Origin of the sequence: Runella sp. (assembly GCF_027484545.1) — a bacterium.
Taxonomy (GTDB): domain Bacteria; phylum Bacteroidota; class Bacteroidia; order Cytophagales; family Spirosomataceae; genus Runella.
Map to the genome: position 1 here is coordinate 1 of NZ_JAIXST010000338.1, position 16,139 is coordinate 16,139.

Annotated in this window: 13 protein-coding genes; 8 read left to right on the forward strand and 5 right to left on the reverse strand. The window is 42.3% G+C overall.

Going from position 1 to position 16,139, the window contains the following annotated elements; translation table 11 throughout:
* Together Q0081_RS30055 and Q0081_RS30060 are read left to right on the forward strand one after the other, a co-directional pair.
* Nucleotides 1-279: hypothetical protein (locus Q0081_RS30055; RefSeq protein ID WP_298362334.1), on the forward strand; the 279-nt coding region annotated here is incomplete at its 5' end.
* Nucleotides 276-947, forward strand: a complete 672-nt coding sequence (locus tag Q0081_RS30060; protein WP_298362337.1) for a LytTR family DNA-binding domain-containing protein — start codon at nucleotides 276-278, stop codon at nucleotides 945-947. The genes Q0081_RS30055 and Q0081_RS30060, both read left to right, overlap by 4 nt.
* 14 nt (nucleotides 948-961) lie before the next feature.
* Here Q0081_RS30060 and Q0081_RS30065 read toward each other — a convergent pair whose 3' ends face one another.
* From Q0081_RS30065 to Q0081_RS30085, 5 genes are all read right to left on the reverse strand, one after another.
* A complete protein-coding gene (locus tag Q0081_RS30065; protein ID WP_298362340.1) occupies nucleotides 962-1,888 on the reverse strand; it encodes a bifunctional riboflavin kinase/FAD synthetase in 927 nt (308 codons plus the stop codon).
* Nucleotides 1,889-1,960: 72 nt separating this feature from the next.
* Nucleotides 1,961-2,656, reverse strand: a complete 696-nt coding sequence (truB, locus tag Q0081_RS30070; RefSeq protein ID WP_298362343.1) for a tRNA pseudouridine(55) synthase TruB — start codon at nucleotides 2,654-2,656, stop codon at nucleotides 1,961-1,963.
* 10 nt (nucleotides 2,657-2,666) lie between these two features.
* On the reverse strand, nucleotides 2,667-3,461 hold the full coding sequence (locus tag Q0081_RS30075) for an undecaprenyl-diphosphate phosphatase (protein WP_298362347.1): 795 nt from the start codon (nucleotides 3,459-3,461) through the stop codon (nucleotides 2,667-2,669).
* An 88-nt stretch (nucleotides 3,462-3,549) separates the two neighbouring features.
* Nucleotides 3,550-3,765, reverse strand: a complete 216-nt coding sequence (locus Q0081_RS30080) for a DUF3098 domain-containing protein (RefSeq protein WP_298362350.1) — start codon at nucleotides 3,763-3,765, stop codon at nucleotides 3,550-3,552.
* 55 nt (nucleotides 3,766-3,820) lie between these two features.
* Entirely contained in the window at nucleotides 3,821-4,702 is an 882-nt protein-coding gene (locus Q0081_RS30085) for an ABC transporter permease (protein WP_298362353.1), read from the reverse strand.
* Nucleotides 4,703-4,878: 176 nt separating this feature from the next.
* Here Q0081_RS30085 and Q0081_RS30090 point away from each other — a divergent pair, with 176 nt between their 5' ends.
* The 6 genes from Q0081_RS30090 to Q0081_RS30115 all read left to right on the forward strand — a co-directional run bounded on the left by Q0081_RS30090 (nucleotide 4,879) and on the right by Q0081_RS30115 (nucleotide 16,136).
* On the forward strand, nucleotides 4,879-7,851 hold the full coding sequence (locus Q0081_RS30090; protein ID WP_298362356.1) for a sensor histidine kinase: 2,973 nt from the start codon (nucleotides 4,879-4,881) through the stop codon (nucleotides 7,849-7,851).
* An 82-nt stretch (nucleotides 7,852-7,933) separates the two neighbouring features.
* Nucleotides 7,934-8,572, forward strand: a complete 639-nt coding sequence (locus Q0081_RS30095; RefSeq protein WP_298362358.1) for a response regulator transcription factor — start codon at nucleotides 7,934-7,936, stop codon at nucleotides 8,570-8,572.
* A 376-nt stretch (nucleotides 8,573-8,948) separates the two neighbouring features.
* Nucleotides 8,949-9,575, forward strand: coding sequence for a hypothetical protein (locus Q0081_RS30100; protein WP_298362361.1), 627 nt, complete (start codon nucleotides 8,949-8,951; stop codon nucleotides 9,573-9,575).
* Between the two features lie 288 nt (nucleotides 9,576-9,863).
* Complete coding sequence (locus Q0081_RS30105; RefSeq protein ID WP_298362364.1) at nucleotides 9,864-12,464, forward strand: 3-coathanger stack domain-containing protein; 2,601 nt, start codon at nucleotides 9,864-9,866, stop codon at nucleotides 12,462-12,464.
* An 87-nt stretch (nucleotides 12,465-12,551) separates the two neighbouring features.
* Nucleotides 12,552-12,893 (forward strand): LytTR family DNA-binding domain-containing protein, encoded by a 342-nt coding sequence (locus Q0081_RS30110; RefSeq protein ID WP_298362367.1) that lies wholly within the window; start codon nucleotides 12,552-12,554, stop codon nucleotides 12,891-12,893.
* 30 nt (nucleotides 12,894-12,923) lie between these two features.
* Nucleotides 12,924-16,136: a 3-coathanger stack domain-containing protein gene (locus Q0081_RS30115; protein WP_298362370.1), complete on the forward strand. Its 3,213-nt coding sequence runs from the start codon at nucleotides 12,924-12,926 to the stop codon at nucleotides 16,134-16,136.
* The last annotated feature ends 3 nt before the right edge of the window (nucleotides 16,137-16,139 follow it).

A 16,139-nucleotide genomic window follows, 5' to 3' on the forward strand; every position in this document is an offset into this window, starting at 1 on the left:
CCGATAGGACGTGATAACAGCTTCCGTCCCGGCGAGGGTCGTCCAACTCAAAGAAAAATTCAGCTACATTCATTTCCCAAAGGTCGGGCTAACTTACCACTTCATGCAATTGCCCTAGGCCTGACAGGCTTATTCGAACAACTTCAACAAATAGAGTTAGATTGTGACAATCAACACTCTTTTGAGAAGATTTCTAACGCTTTAACTCATTTCTTAACTGATTTCAAACAGAAACTTCCTTCTGTAATACGGCAATATCAAAAATTAACCGAATCATGACCCTGAAATGCCTGATTGTTGATGACGAATTAATGGCCCGAAAAGCGCTCGAAAGATTGTGTGACAAACGGAATGAATTGGAGGTAGCAGCCATTTGTGAGGATGCAGAAGAAGCCCTTAAAGTTCTGAAAAGTCAAGAGATTGATCTCCTTTTTTTGGATGTTGAATTGCTCGGTCTAAACGGATTACAATTGCTTGACCAACTTCCGTATATGCCCTTGGTCATCATGACAACCTCCAAAACCGAATATGCGTTCGATGCTTTTCAGTATCAGGTAAATGATTATTTAAAAAAGCCCATCACCCTGCCTCGATTCATGCAGGCTATTGATAAAATTCTGGAGCAAAAAAATTCCGTTGCCGCAAAAACAGATACTTCTCCAAAAATTGATTCGAATGACATCTTTGTCAAAGAAGAAGGTCGTTATATTCGTTTGGCTTATCAGGATATTTTATACATTGAAAACGTTGGAGACTACGCCAAAATCCGAACAAATCGGGGCAGTCACGTCATCTACACAACCATGAAAACCTTAGAAGAAAAATTACCCGTTTCTATCTTCTTCCGCGTACACCGAAGTTTTATTATTAATCTCTCCAAAATAGTGGATATTGAGGAGTCAAATCTGGTCATTGAGGAGAAAGTAATTCCAATAAGCCGGAATTGATGGAACGAATCAATTTATTGTAAAACGGCCAACGCGTCCACACAGTCTTGGTCTATCGCTTTTTTGAGGGCATCCAGTCCATCAAATTTGAGCTCAGGACGAATGTATTTTACAAGTTCAACGGTTATTTTTTCACCGTAAATATCTTCCTTAAAGTTAAATATATACACTTCCTGCGTTCGTCCAATGCCACTAACGGTCGGGCGAAAACCGATACTCATTACTCCCTTAAACAGTTGTTCCCGCACCTTCACCCAAACGGCGTAGATGCCATCGACAGGTATCAATTTGTACGATTCTGAAATTTGGACGTTGGCCGTCGGATAACCAATCGTGCGACCCAGTTGCCGACCTTTTACCACCAATCCTGAAAAGGAATAGTTACGACCCAAAAGTTCGTTGGCAACGTTGGTTTCTCCTTCCATTAAAGAGTGACGTATTTTGGTGGAACTTACGGTTAAATGGTCAATTTCCTGACGGGGAATTTCTTCAATTTCAAATCCGTAACGCGGAGCATTTTGTTGAAGGTATTCAAAACTTCCTTCGCGATTGCGACCAAAATGATGGTCATATCCAATCACTAATCGTTTGGTACCGATTCTTTCCACTACTATCTGTTGAATAAACTCCTCCGACGACAGTTCGCTGAATTCGCGGGTAAAGGGAATGACGACTAAATGTTGCACTCCGTTTTGGCGCAATGATTCAATCTTTTCAGCTAACGTAGAAAGCAGTTTCAGGTTTTGACTGTCTTTGGAAACCACCATACGAGGATGAGGCCAAAACGTCAGAACGACCGTTTCACCCCCGTGTATTTCAGCTGCTTCGCGTAGGCGATTCAGTATTTTTTGATGCCCCAAATGCACTCCGTCAAAGGTACCGCTGGTAACAATAGCATTTTGAAGCGGCTGAAAATCAACTATATCGTAATAAACATTCATTAGCATTAGCCCCTAACCGCAGCGGCACGGTACGCCGCTGCGGGACCGTCCCGAAATGGGAATTTTCAACTTTTAATTTATTCCTAATTCTTCCCTCTTTCTTTTCACAAAATCATCTATTTCATCGGCATCTTTTAACCAAAAATCACCGATTCGAGTTCGGCAGAGTTCTCTCATATAGGCCCCTGATTGTACCAGCATTCCTACATCGCGCACTAAACTGCGAATGTAGGTACCTTTAGAACAGACGATTCGGAAACTAACTTCGGGAAAATTCGTATCGTCAATTTCAAAAACCGAGACAGTTACCGTGCGCGGTTTTATCTCCACAGCTTCGCCCCTTCGAGCTTTCTTGTAAAGGCGTTCTCCGCCCATTTTTACGGCAGAATAAATCGGAGGATATTGTTCAATCGTACCTGTCAATTGCTGAACTGCTGCGTTTAGTAATTCATGTGTGATGTGGTCGACAGGATATTCAGCGTTAAAAGTGGTTTCGAGGTCAACGGAAGGCGTAGTTTTTCCCAACACTAATTTCCCGGTATATTCTTTTTCGGCCCCTTGATAGGCATCTATTTCTTTGGTTTTCTTGCCCGTACAAAGTATCAGCAAACCAGTAGCCAAAGGATCCAAAGTTCCTGCGTGTCCGATTTTTTTAATCTTACAGGCCTTTTTTATCTTATTTACGGCGTCGAAAGAGGTCCAGATGAGAGGTTTATTCAACAAAATTACCTCCCCTTCTTCGGGCGTATTTGAAGTAGTTTCAGTCATTTATCAAGGTTTAAACTACCTGCAATTTATATCCCATCAGCAATAACACTAAAATAGCTCCGCCAACGATGATACGGTACCAACCAAAAACACGGAAGCCGTATTTGGTCAGGAAATCAATAAAAAACTTGATAGCCAACATTGCTACCACAAAGGCAACCACATTTCCAATTGCCAAAATTTTAATCTGTTCGTCCGTCAAAACGAAACCGTCTTTGTACAAATCGTAGGCTTTCTTAGCCGTTGCTGCAAACATAGTAGGTACGGCCAGAAAAAAAGAAAATTCGGCAGCTGCTTTCCGTGAAAGTCGTTGTGACATACCTCCCACGATGGTTGCTCCCGAACGCGATACGCCCGGTACCATGGCAAGGCATTGAAAAAAGCCAATTTTAAAGGCAGTCAGGTAATCTATTTCGTCTGAATCTTCAATGAAGGTTTTGGTAAACCATTTATCTACAAACAACAGAATAATCCCTCCCACCAACAGCGAAATAGCTACTCCCAAAGGACTTTCGAGCAGGGCATCAATGGCATCGCTGAACAATACTCCAAAAACAGCACTTGGAATAAAGGCCACGACGAGTTTGAAATAAAAGTCTAAGCTGCGAAAAAAGCGTTTGAAATACAGCACTACCACCGACAAAATAGCCCCTAACTGAATGGCAACTGTAAAGAATTTAACAAAACGGTCGGAAGCAATTCCCATAAAAGAGGATGCCAAAATCATGTGACCCGTGGAAGAAATAGGAAGATACTCCGTAATGCCTTCGATTACGGCAAGAATGAGTGCTTGGAGAAAATTCATTGAATATAAGTTATGTTATTCAAGCAGTAAGAACTGACCAGCAAAAGTGCCTGCGAATCCACCCTGCGAATAACAGATAGACAGTTTGCTACTTCTCTGTTGAAGCAGGTTTACGAAGGATGGCAAAAAACTCTACAACAAAACCCGACATGACGACTAAAGGACCAACGGTCAAGCCTAAAACACCGAAACCAAACTCGGCTGAATCCATACTCATAATGACAAAACCACCTAAAATCAGCACAATGCCGATAATCATAAAGGTGAAATTACTTTTACTAAAAGGAAGTGCGTTCTTTTTCATTTTAAAAATTTTATCTGTTTTTCGTTTTTATTCCCTGTTTGGTAATCGTTTCCGATTAATATAAATCATCCAAAGCCATTCGCAAATACCTCGCCAAAGCCTGAAATGTACTGGCAATTCCAATTAAAGCCCCCAAAACAATGACGGCCAATAATAAGAATCCAAGTTTTTCATACTCCTGCAAAATGTGTAATCCTTCGATTTGGCGCAGTGCAATCTGTTGGAGTGCGACAATCAGGCCCGCGGCAATGACCCCGCTGATCAAGCCCTGAACGGCTCCGTTTTTAAGAAAAGGCTTTTGAATGAATCCATCCGTAGCTCCTACCAACTGCATACTCCGAATCAAGAATCGTTGAGAATACAAAGCCAAACGAATGGTATTGTTCATCAACAACACAATGATTATGAGCATTATAACCGCAAAAGTGGCCAAAATAAGGTAAATCTTAGTGAGGTTTTTATTGATTTGGTCGGCTAAGTTTTCCTGATAAACTACCTCAAAAACGCCTTCTATCTTTTCTAACTCCGTTTTGATTAGTTTGAGTTTGGTATCTTCAAAAAAGTCTTCCTGCAGTCGTACACGGTAGCTGTCATGAAGGGGATTTTCTCCCAAAAATGCCGTAAAATCTTCTTTCGTATCCGTAATAAATTCTTTGGCCGCTTCGTCTTTGGAGAAAAACAGTACCTGAGGCTTTCCCTCAATATTTAGTACAAAGGGTTTTACTGCAATCTTTTTTTGTACATCAGCAACTTGGGTAGAATCTAATTCTTTATCAAGCATCACCCGCACTTCGATGTTTTGCTTGATGATTGAAATCAATTTTTTGGACTGCATAACCATCAATCCGCAGAAACCAATTAAAAACAAAGCAGCCGTAAGACTGGCAATAATCATGGCGTTGGGATAGCTACCAACTTTTTTCTTTTTAAGAGGCATAAAGTAAGTATAAAGTGTAGACGGGGTTTAAGTGAGAAAGTCAATTACCTTCATTTATAAACTCGACCATGAACCGTTGCAAAAATAGGTAATTATTTCAAGAACGAATTCAAATAGTGGATTCGTGAATAGTTTTTAAAGTTTTTTAACCAAATTGCCTACTTTACGAGTGCAAAATGTTACCGACAAGAACCTTTACCCTTCTGATTTTTTTGTTGTGGTGGTGCGTTGCGGCAGCGCAATTGCCCAATGACCTCATCTTCCAACGGTACTCTACCCGCGACGGACTTTCTGACAATTACATTTTTAACGTGGTGGAAGACCGCCAGCATTTTATTTGGGCAGCTACGTTTCAGGGAGTTGATCGCTTAGACGGGGTCGATGTACGACACTATAGTTTAACAGACAGTACAAAAACCGATGCCCAGCCTTCCTCCGAAGTATTTATAGATGACAGAGGCGAAATTTGGGCTACCCGTAACGCCAATCTATTTAAATATGATCCCATCCAAGACCGATTTTTATTAAAATCAAATATGAAAAGTAACGAATTCAACGGTCTTAATAAAAAGGTAAAACAAAAATTTACGTTGCTAAATGACATCCCTAACCGATGTTTTTGGATAGCCCGCGAAACCGGGCTCTACCGGTACGATTTGAATACTGAACATTTGGATACCACCGCCATCCGTTCATTCAGTACACCCTTTAAAATAATCAAGGTCAATCCCACTACCCTTATCATTGCGACCAATGAAGAATGGATAAGTTATGATATCTATACCCAGAAATGGTTTCGAGCGCCTAAACCCTCCACCGAATGGATCATCTACTCTACTAAGCCCAACCAATGGATTTACTGTGATACCGAACGAAGAATATGGGAAGTTAACTTTCGAAACGGGCAATTTTCACGTCCCCGGCTCACCGAAATCAATCCCGAACGTAAGGTAATCAGAAGCATTACAACTCTGCCCGACCAAACCGGCCCAAAGGTGTTGTGGTGCGGATTGGTCACGGGCGGATTGGCCCTACTGAACCCTGAAAACAAAAATGCCTACCGGGATTTCAATGCCCGTTGCAACGAAATCAACGGTTTTCATTACCGTAGAATCTTTCATATTTTTCAGGACAGCAAACACAACATTTGGTTAAGTACCGACCAAGGTCTTTACCGAGCCAACCCTACAAAATTTCGGATTCATAAAGAACTGTTTCCTTTTTTTAGAAAATACAACATCAGCAGGGTTCGGCAAATTGTTCAACATGCTTCCGAACCACACCTTGAGTGGGTAGCCAATTCGGAGTTCGGTTTGTTTTTGTACGATAAAGTGCAACAAAAAGTCATTAAATCTTTTGAAATGCCGGGGACAGGAATCACTCAAATCAAATATGATCGCTATAAAAGGCTTTGGGTATTGTCGATCAAATCATTGTTAATTATTGAGCCTGATTTACGCATACGAACCCTGCCGACAAAGCATTTAAAACCGGAATTGCTTTGTTGGAAAATTTTGTTTGACCGATTTGACAATGCCTGGATCGGTTCAGAAATCGGATTGTTAAAAGTTGATTTTCCGACTGAAAAAATAACGGCATACATATCCGATACTACCAACCCACAATCCATCAGTCACACGTATGTATATGATGTAAAACTGCTGAACAAGCAAAAAATCGCCTTAGTTACTCCAAATGGATTGGATATTTTTGACGTTGAAGCCCAAAAAGTTGTTGAAAAAATCGGACCACGCCGGAATGTATTCGCTATGGATATTGATTCCGCTGAAACTATATGGGTGGCGTACAGCGATGAATTTTTAAAAATCAGCAATCATCAGGTTATTAATAGTTGGAAAAGCTATGGGAACAATAAAAAACTGCGGTTCAAGAACGGATTGACCGTTGATAAAGCCGGCAAATTATGGATGAGTATCAGCGATGGCCTGCTTAATTTTGACCCTGTTACCGAAAATTTTCAATTATTTACGGAAAATGATGGTCTGCTCAGCAATTATTTCTACGGTTTTATGTATGAAAACAACGGGAATCTTTACCTTAATCAGGAAGAAGGAGTCAATTATTTTGACCCTCTCCAAACTCGAAATACCCCTAAAATGTACGAGCCGATTTTGACAGATTTTGAGCTTTCAGAAAAGAGACAAAACATTGATTTTAGCGCAATAAAGAAACCATTTAAGGTCAATTACGACCAAAACATCATTACATTCCATTATTCAGTCGTCGAGTTTGAACATCCCGAAAAAATAACATTTCGCTATCAATTGGAAGGTTTTGACCAAGTTTGGAAAAACGGCAACACCCACCGTGAAGTCAGCTATACAAATCTCACCGGTGGCTATTACACCTTCAAAGTACAGGCACTCAGTACCGACGGTGCTATTGCTTCTTACATTGCGGAGTTCCAAATTTTTGTCACTACCCCCTATTACCGAAGTTGGTGGTTTTTTGGGTTGCTTTTTGCGGGTATTACAGCCTTTTTCTACGGTCTGTATCGCTATCGCCTAAAACACATTCTAGAACTTCATCATTTACGTAATTCAATTTCCCGAGACTTGCACGACGAAGTAGGGTCGACCTTGAGCAGTATTACAATGCTCAGTGAATCGGCTCAAAAATCCCTAAACATTGACGAAGCCCAAAGTCGAAAGTTCATGGAAAGCATAACCAAAAATGCACAAAAGGTCTTGGAGAGCATGGATGACATTGTTTGGGCTATCAACCCCAAAGACGATACCCTCGAAAGTATCGTTTTGCGCACCAAGGAGTATGCCTATACCATAACCGAAACCAAAGGCATTCAACTTCGTTTTGACATCGGCCCTAACTTCCGAAAGCTCAAAATCCCGATGAAAACCCGACGGAATCTTTATCTAATTTTAAAGGAAAGTATCAATAACACCGTCAAACATTCGGGGGGTACGGAATTGAAAATAGAATTAAGAATAGAAAAACGGGCCCTGAATTTGGTAGTTCGGGACAATGGTCAAGGGTTTGACCCGCTTAAACCTACGATGCGTAATGGTCTGGAAAATATGCGGCAACGTGCAAAAGAATTGAGCGGCACCATCCGAATAGACAGTCAACAAAACAGAGGAACTGACATTTATATTCACATGATTGGGTGAGCTTTCTTACTCAATCATGTGATATAAAGCAGAAATCAAACCCCTACCTTTACTTCTTAACTTACAAGCAAACAACCGACACATGTCTCAGTCGTATAACATCCGCGTAGTAATCGTTGACGACAACGACGATTTTCGCGAAGGTCTATTCCATTTCCTGAATTTCAGCACGGGTTTTGAAGTAGTGGGGTGCTTTGCCAATCCAATCGATATCGTTGAAAACATTACACGCACACAGCCCGATGTTATTCTGATGGACATAGACATGCCTCGTATTACGGGTATCGAAGCGGTAAAACTCCTGAAGGCCCATTTTAAACGTTTACATATCCTGATGTTGACGGTTTTTGAAGACGAAGACCGGGTATTTAAAGCCATGCAGGCAGGAGCAATTGGGTATTTGTTAAAAAAAACACCACCACAAAAAGTCCTGGAAGCGATTCAAGAAGTGATGGACGGAGGGGCTCCCATGTCTCCGTTAATTGCCCGAAAAGTAGTACAGTTCTTTTCCAAAACAGCGCCAGCCGATTATAATCTCACGCCCAAAGAACTCGAAGTACTACGTTGGCTGGTGGAAGGACTCAGTTATAAACTGATTGCAGTAGAGCTCAAATTGAGTATTGACACCGTCAGAACGCACCTTAAAAATATTTACGACAAACTCCATGTCAAGTCAAATACCGAAGCCGTAGTCAAAGCCGTTCGTGACCGAATTGTGTAGTCTACCCCAATCATGTGAGCAGTTTACAATTTATGCCAAATAAAGTCTCGCCTTTTCTTATTGTGCCTTATTCCTAAGCAAATTCTTTCAACGAAAAATAATCGTTAAAAATCCTATAAAGCGTTTCTTATCAACGCCTTTAAAATTCTGTTTCTCCTTGCCGCCTTCGACTCAAAAAGCCGCTCATTTCCTCCGATTTCACGTAAAAAACTCTACTGAGTAGTTCTACCTGCCTGAGCAAGTAGAATCCCTTTCACCCAATGATGTGATTTTTGACATCATTGAATTTCAGACCTTTGCTAAACCATCAGCTTTACTGTTTAGTATTTTCTGTCTTTCAAATTCTCTCACGAACACTCTAAAAACATTGCGAATAATGAAAAAAATACTGCATTGGACACTTCTGTTGTTATTTACTTTTAGTTGTGCAAAAAAATCAGACGAGGTGGTTCCCATCAAGCCTTCTTTAGTGGGAAAGTGGACGATTAAATCGGCAAAAAACCTATCTGCTACGACATTGACAGCCAAGGCAAACGCGACCATTGAGTTTACCGACACAAAATATACGGTAAGCCAAACCCAACCTTTTGCCAACTATAAGAACACGACCAATCTCACCGAGTACCTGCGGTTTAAAAGCAATTCTACCTATAAACTGTTGCCCATTGACGAGGTTCAACCGTTGGTAGAGGCTGATTTGAAACTATTTTTTGGAAATAATATCACCATCGCTTCCAAAAATATTACTGCTGTAATCGCACTTTACAAAAAAGAAGGTATCAATTATGTAACGATTCTAGATGGTGCGACAATCGTCACTACCAATACGGCAGGTGGTACCGAAACGACTGATATTCCCGCCTTCGGCATCGTAAACTTTACTGCCACCGGGGTCACATTTGAAGAAATCAGCTTTGGTGACATTTTCCTTATCAATGACGCGAAGTACGTTCCCCAACTTCCCGCCGCCAATACCCGTGCTCAGATTCTGCTGGAGAAGTAAACAACTTTTAAGACTACCGCGCAATGCTATATCGAAGAGGGAACTGCCATGTCGCTTGGCATTACTTTTAATGTATTGATTATTAAGCAATCCGTTAAACAATTTCGAAACGAAATAGAGTTGTTCTTGAGGCTTAAAAAGTTCATAATTTTGAAAATCCCCCAATGAAAAAGTTCATTTCATCCTTACTGTTGGCCTTCTTATGCCCTGATACGCTATGTAAAACCCCTCCCCACCGGCACAGGTGATGGTAGCTCTTGGGCCAATGCTTCGAGCAATTTGCAAGCCATGATAAACACGAGTGTTCCATCTGATGAGATTTGGGTGGCGGCAGGTACGTATTACCCAAGTGCTTTTCCAAGTGGCTGTACAACTTGCGGCACGGCCAGCGCCAGCAATCGTAATAACACTTTTCAGTTAAAATCAGGAGTTAAGATTTACGGCGGTTTTGCAGGAACAGAAACCGCCCGCATACTCCGAAACTCACACCTCAACGAAACCATTCTGAGCGGGGACTTTGGCGTGCTGAACGATGCGTTCGACAATGCTTACCACGTAGTAACCGCCATAGACTGCTCTAACATTACTACCTTAGAGCGTTTTACAATAAAGAATGGCAATGCCAACGGTGCGACAAGTATTACAGTAGCTGGACGCACTTATTTTCGGAGTTGGGGCGGGGGCATACTTTGCGTTTATTCACCTATCAGAATAGCCCTTTGTGCTATTGTCGAAAATAGGGCTAATGATGGTGGGGGTATTCTCAATACAGCTTGTAACCCTTTTATCACCATCTCTGTTATCGCCCTCAATATCGCATTTGCAGGTGGTGGAGGTATTTATAACCACGAAGGTTCGGCAGCCGACATCAGGAATTGCACCATTATACAAAACACGGCAAGTGTGGCGGGAGGCGCTATGTACAATTATAATTCCAATCCGTATCTCACCAATGTCATTATTTGGGATAATACAAGTGCCAGTTTACCGGGCATTGCCAACAACGGAAGTAGAGTTACAGGGTCTTCATGCAACTTACAGGATGGGTATGGCTCGCCTACTCTTCCCTGCAGCAATTGTTTCAGTGCAAACCCTCTGTTTATCAATGTAGATTTTCCGGAGGGGATTGACGGAAAATGGGGTAGTCGCGACGACGGTCTGCGAATTACGGCTTGCAGCCCCGGCATTGATAAAGGGGTGAATGGTTCTACGGAAGGGATTGATATGCCCAATCAAACCAGAGAAATAGATATTCCTTTTGTACCCAACACTATTCCAAGTATTTCATTGGATATCGGAGCTTACGAATACCAAAATACGAGACCTTCCAATCAAATTTTATACGTAAACGGGAGTCTTTCGACAGGGCTAAACGATGGCAGCAGTTGGGAAAATGCTTTCAGAGGAGCTACTGCTTTTGGTACTGCTTTACACTATGCCAACAATTGCGACAATAATACCATTTTAGTGGCCAAAGGAACGTATAAGCCGCATAGGTTACCGTTTGGGTTTTCGGGCAGCTATACCAGCCGTAACTACACTTTTTCAATTAAAGGTGGGTTGAATATTTATGGTGGATTTTTGGGAACAGAAACACCTTCTGATTATTCATCCCAAAAAGCCCGACAAAACGAAACCGTTCTTTCGGGCGATTTTGCGGGCGATGATGTAGTAACAGGTAGCGGTGGTACTTTAGCCATTAGTAATAATACTGAAAACGCCAATCATGTTTTGATGGCTAATGCTGGAGTATATCAAGTCGTAATCAAGGGTTTTGCCATTAAAGGAGGCAGAAGTGGTGGGTTCAGAAGTTCAAATTACTTAAATTCAGAATTTGAATTTTCTGATTGTACTTTCAAACATAACACCGCAAATCAAGGAGGTGCTATTTATTGTTTAACAACCTCTTCCTTGGTTTTAAGTAACAACCTTTTTGACCGAAATCTGGCCACGAATGATGGTGGTGCTATTTATTTTTCACAAGATGGTGGTTTGGTAGTTAAAAACAACGTTTTTATGGGTAACAGAGCTACTACGGGCGGAGGAGGAGCTGTATGGAATGACCTGGGTTTTGCGCAGTTTTATAATAATACTTTTTATAATAACGCGGCACAAGGGTCTGGTGGAGCGCTCCATACCTACGACCCCCAGATAGCAGGGGCTCCTATTGAGCTCTGTAAAGTCTATAATAACATTTTTTATAAAAATGCCATTGGAACTACCACTGCTTCAACTTCCGCTGATTTTTATATTACTGGTGGCAATGCCCGAGATTTTAGAAACAATATCTTACAGTTTGCATCTTCGCAATACCTTACTAATAATTCAAGTTCAAATAGCATTGGGTCAACAGCTGCCAATAACCTATTTGCGGTCAATCCCTTATTTGTCAGTGAACCTAATCTTCTTGGGCCAGATGGCATAGGCGGTACTGCCGATGATGGCTTCCGACTGCAACGAACCAGCCCCGCTGTGAATGCAGGGACTTACTCTTCTGCCCCCTCTTTTGATATTCTAAGTAATAGTCGCTACACATTTTTTGACATAGGGGCTTATGAATTTCAACCCAAAGAAGCCTGTCCGGACAACCGATACATAGCTGATGTACCTAACGAAGCCGGGACTTACTATGCAGGGATTCAGGGAAGCATCACAGTTGGTTTGCCTGAACCTCCCGATACTCCAAGGGTAAGTGCCGAACAGGCAACAACGGCCATCGGAGACGGCCATATCACATCAATCGGCACAGTGGTTACGGGCACCTCTGTGGTGTATGATGCCAGCAGGAGTATTACATTATTGCCCGGTTTTCAGGCCCAGACGGGTGCTACATTTCGTACCAACCTAAAAGGCTGCCCATTTTTTGAAAGTAGTCCAGTCCAAAAATAGAGTACATTCAGTGGCTTTAGCACAAAAAAACTCTAATCATTCCCCTTTAATGAAAAAAAACACTTTTTGCCTTCATTTTATAAAGTCATGAAGACACGCATTGAACTATGTCCACGATTGCAGTTACAACAGCCCATCTACATCGGAGAGATTCTTTGGCTCGAAGGGATGGGAAACTATACGATGGTGTATTTGGAAGATGGCAATAAAATATTATCCTCAAAAACGCTACAACTTTTTAATAGGATATTGCCTGATGACACTTTTTTACGGGTCAACAAAAACAGGCTAATTACTACTAAATCAATTGACTACTGGGAACAATTTGGCAGTAGAACGCTCAATATCAAGTTATTGAATGGAGAAATGCTTAAAGTATCACGACGGCGAATACGGTTCGTGAAAGCACATTTAAGGGTTGCGGCTTAAACCAATCAAACAAAATTGACAATTCAATCCATGAAAAAATTTATACTTTTCTTTTCGGGCTTACTAATTTCACATTTGACCCTCTCTCAAACCAACATTACTTGCCAAGCCTATTACTTCAGTACTCCCAATCGCAACTTACCCAATGTAGCCGTAACAGCCCGCTCGGCTACAGGTGCCGTACTCGGCAGCTGCAACACGGGCAGCAGCGGCTCTTGTATCATCAGTGGCGCAACTGCCTTGCTGACAGCCTCTTTTCAGTTTACCAATGGCTATGTGCTCAATGAGCGGCTAACGAGTGGTGATACCATCGTGAGGGCAGGGTTTGATGAAAGCTACGTGCGCGAGTCGCCTATCATCACCAGAGAAATAGAAGATGCGCCTTCGAGCTCTTACCCCGATGGCTTCGTTCAAACGGGGAACTACGTTTATTACCGTGCCTTTACGCCCAGTGATGGCTTTCAAGTGCGGCGACATAACGTACTCACCAATACACACGAAACAATCCCACTCCCATCGACGATTGCTATTGGCAATGTGACCCAAATTTGGTTGGCAGGAAGCAGGGTGTTAGTTTATGCCGATCGTCAGTTTTATATTATCACCAATCCAACAACGCTCACTCCTACCATGTCGTCGGCTTTGTCGGGCATTCCTTTATCATCCGACCCTCGTGGAGCCCTCATGATGGAAGGAAATTACTTGTATTTTTCCTCTTATCAAGGACTGACAGAGTTGGAAGTATCTACCAGCACATTTAGGGCCATTGATGTTGCGCCAAATGCCCATGCAGGTAATATCATTCATGATTCTGGCACCAACTATATTTATTTTACAGCATCAGACAATGGCTTAGGTGGTAACCAGCAGTTATGGCGTGTATTTTACGGGGGCTATACGGCTACCAAAATCAGCAACATTAACAGCCCCAACGGAGCCAACATTACTGAAATTGTAAAATGGAACGGGCGGCTATATTTTTCTGCCGAAACTCCCGCTTTAGGCCGTGAATTGTACCGTACCACTGCTACTGGTACTGGCGTGGAGCTGTTTTTGGATATTGTAACAGGTAGCACCAGCAGCAATGTAATGAATCTAACACCCGCCTTCTCGACAGCCTTGGGTCAAAACGAGCTATATGCAGAAACACATCAATTGGGATTGGTGAGGATAAGCACCACAGGCGTAGTCAACCAAGTAGTAGATGCCGTAACTGGAAATGAAATAGTTGCGATTGATAAGATGATTTATACAGACTCCCGGGGCGTATTGTTTTGTAGAAAAGGAAGTGCAAGTGCTGTCTATGAACATGTGTTTGGCAACCTCAATGCTACCAACCTCACAGCAGGTAATAATGTAGATTTCTATTATGGTTATAATGGCATAGAGATGATTCCTTTTGATAACGGTATCTTATTCAAAGGTAAAAAACTGAACAATAACGATACTTATTTAGGCCAAATATCATATACCCCAATATTCGTTTTTGGAGTTACCTACTGGATTCGGTTTGTTAGCACTATTCGAACTTTTCCAAATACTCTCCTGCCCTCCCTTTTCAACCAGCCCAAATTAGCTAACCTCACGCAAGTAGGAAGTAGGGTTTATTTTTCGGCCATGGGCGATGCCAGCAGGGGCTTTGAGCCGTGGTATTATACCAGCACCCCCTCCCCAACGACTGTCGAAACACCAGAAGTCAATACCCAACCGCTCGGCATTACCAACTCGGACGATATGGAAAGCGTGTCGTATGGCAATTATTTATATTACAACGCAGAAAGTATCTCAGAGGCAGGTTTACGCAATAATGGGATTGTTTACTTTAATGAATCCAACCAAAAAACGCTTGGCACTCAAAATGTAGAAAATTTTTCAAGGCTATTTGTATTTCCCGATATCACTTCACTCAAAATGGCGGGTTCGCGTATGTTTGCCACAAGAATGGAGCTATTTGGTACCAGTATTCAAAGTGTGGACTTAGCCACTAATGCTTCCTCTATTTCACCGCCTCCAACAGCAGATATAAGAGACCTTGACAATAGTTCTTCCATTGGCAATACCCTCTATTTCTTGTCTTTACCAAGAGCCCCAGGTAGCTCGTTCAGAAGGCTCTGGCGCAGCGATGGCACAGCCGCTGGCACCTCCACTATAGACACCGAAAATACCAGCTATACAGGTACTTATGCGTGGAATGGCGGCCTTTTTTATACTAAAAATAATGGTGGTGGGGGCGGTGGTTTTTATCGTTATAATCCTACTACCAACGCTGCCAGTACCATCAGCACAGGCGGTGTATTTGTCTCAGAGTTTACTGAGTTTGCGAGTAGCTTGTATTTAAAGACCTCTACCGGGTCTGGTTTTGGTGCCTTGAAAAAAACAGATGGAACCACCATTAGCACCGTTGCAGTGGCAACCTATGGTTATGAGGATGTACAAATAAAGCTTGTTGGCAATCGGATGGTAGTAGCTGTAAAAAGCATAGCAACAGGCAACTGGAATATCAGAAGCAGTACCGATGGCACCAATTTTACAGAACATTTTACCAGCATTGCCAATTTGACATTGATTGGTGGTGCCAATGGCATTTTGCTCGGAGCAGTTGGGACGAGTAGCCGTAATTTGGTTCAATACAATCTCAGCAACAATACTTCCAGCGTACTGGGAACAGGTGCTTTCTATAATCTCAACCCTTCTCCTGCCATTGACGATACCAACCCGGCTGCCCCTATATTTTATTTGGCAATGGCCCCTACTAGCACTTCCAGCTACTTTTTGTACAAAACTACCCTCACAACATCGGGAGCCAGTGCACTCACGGCTATAGGTAGTGCTTGGGTAAGAGTAATAAATAGAAAATCCAACCCTTGGCAAACGCTTCATCGAGTAGGCAAAAAAATCTTCTTCTTGGGCCAAGACGCCGACAAGTCACGTGGCATAGAGATGTGGGTTTATAACCCCGACCGCTGTACCAACGCCCTCACCTTGGCTTCTTATGACGAAGACCGCTACAATAGCGAGCTTAATACGGAAGAATCGAAGCGCGAAATCCACTACCTGAGCAATACGACCATCACAGCCACCAACAAAATAACCAACGCTACGGTGCTGTATCGCGCAGGGCAGTCGGTTACGTTTTTGCCAGGATTTCAAGCTGGGCTATCTCCAGCTGATATGTACGCGCCAGCAGGAAAGGGCAGTTTTGAGGCGCAAATAGGCGGTTGTGGCACATTGGTGCCGAGGTGAAAC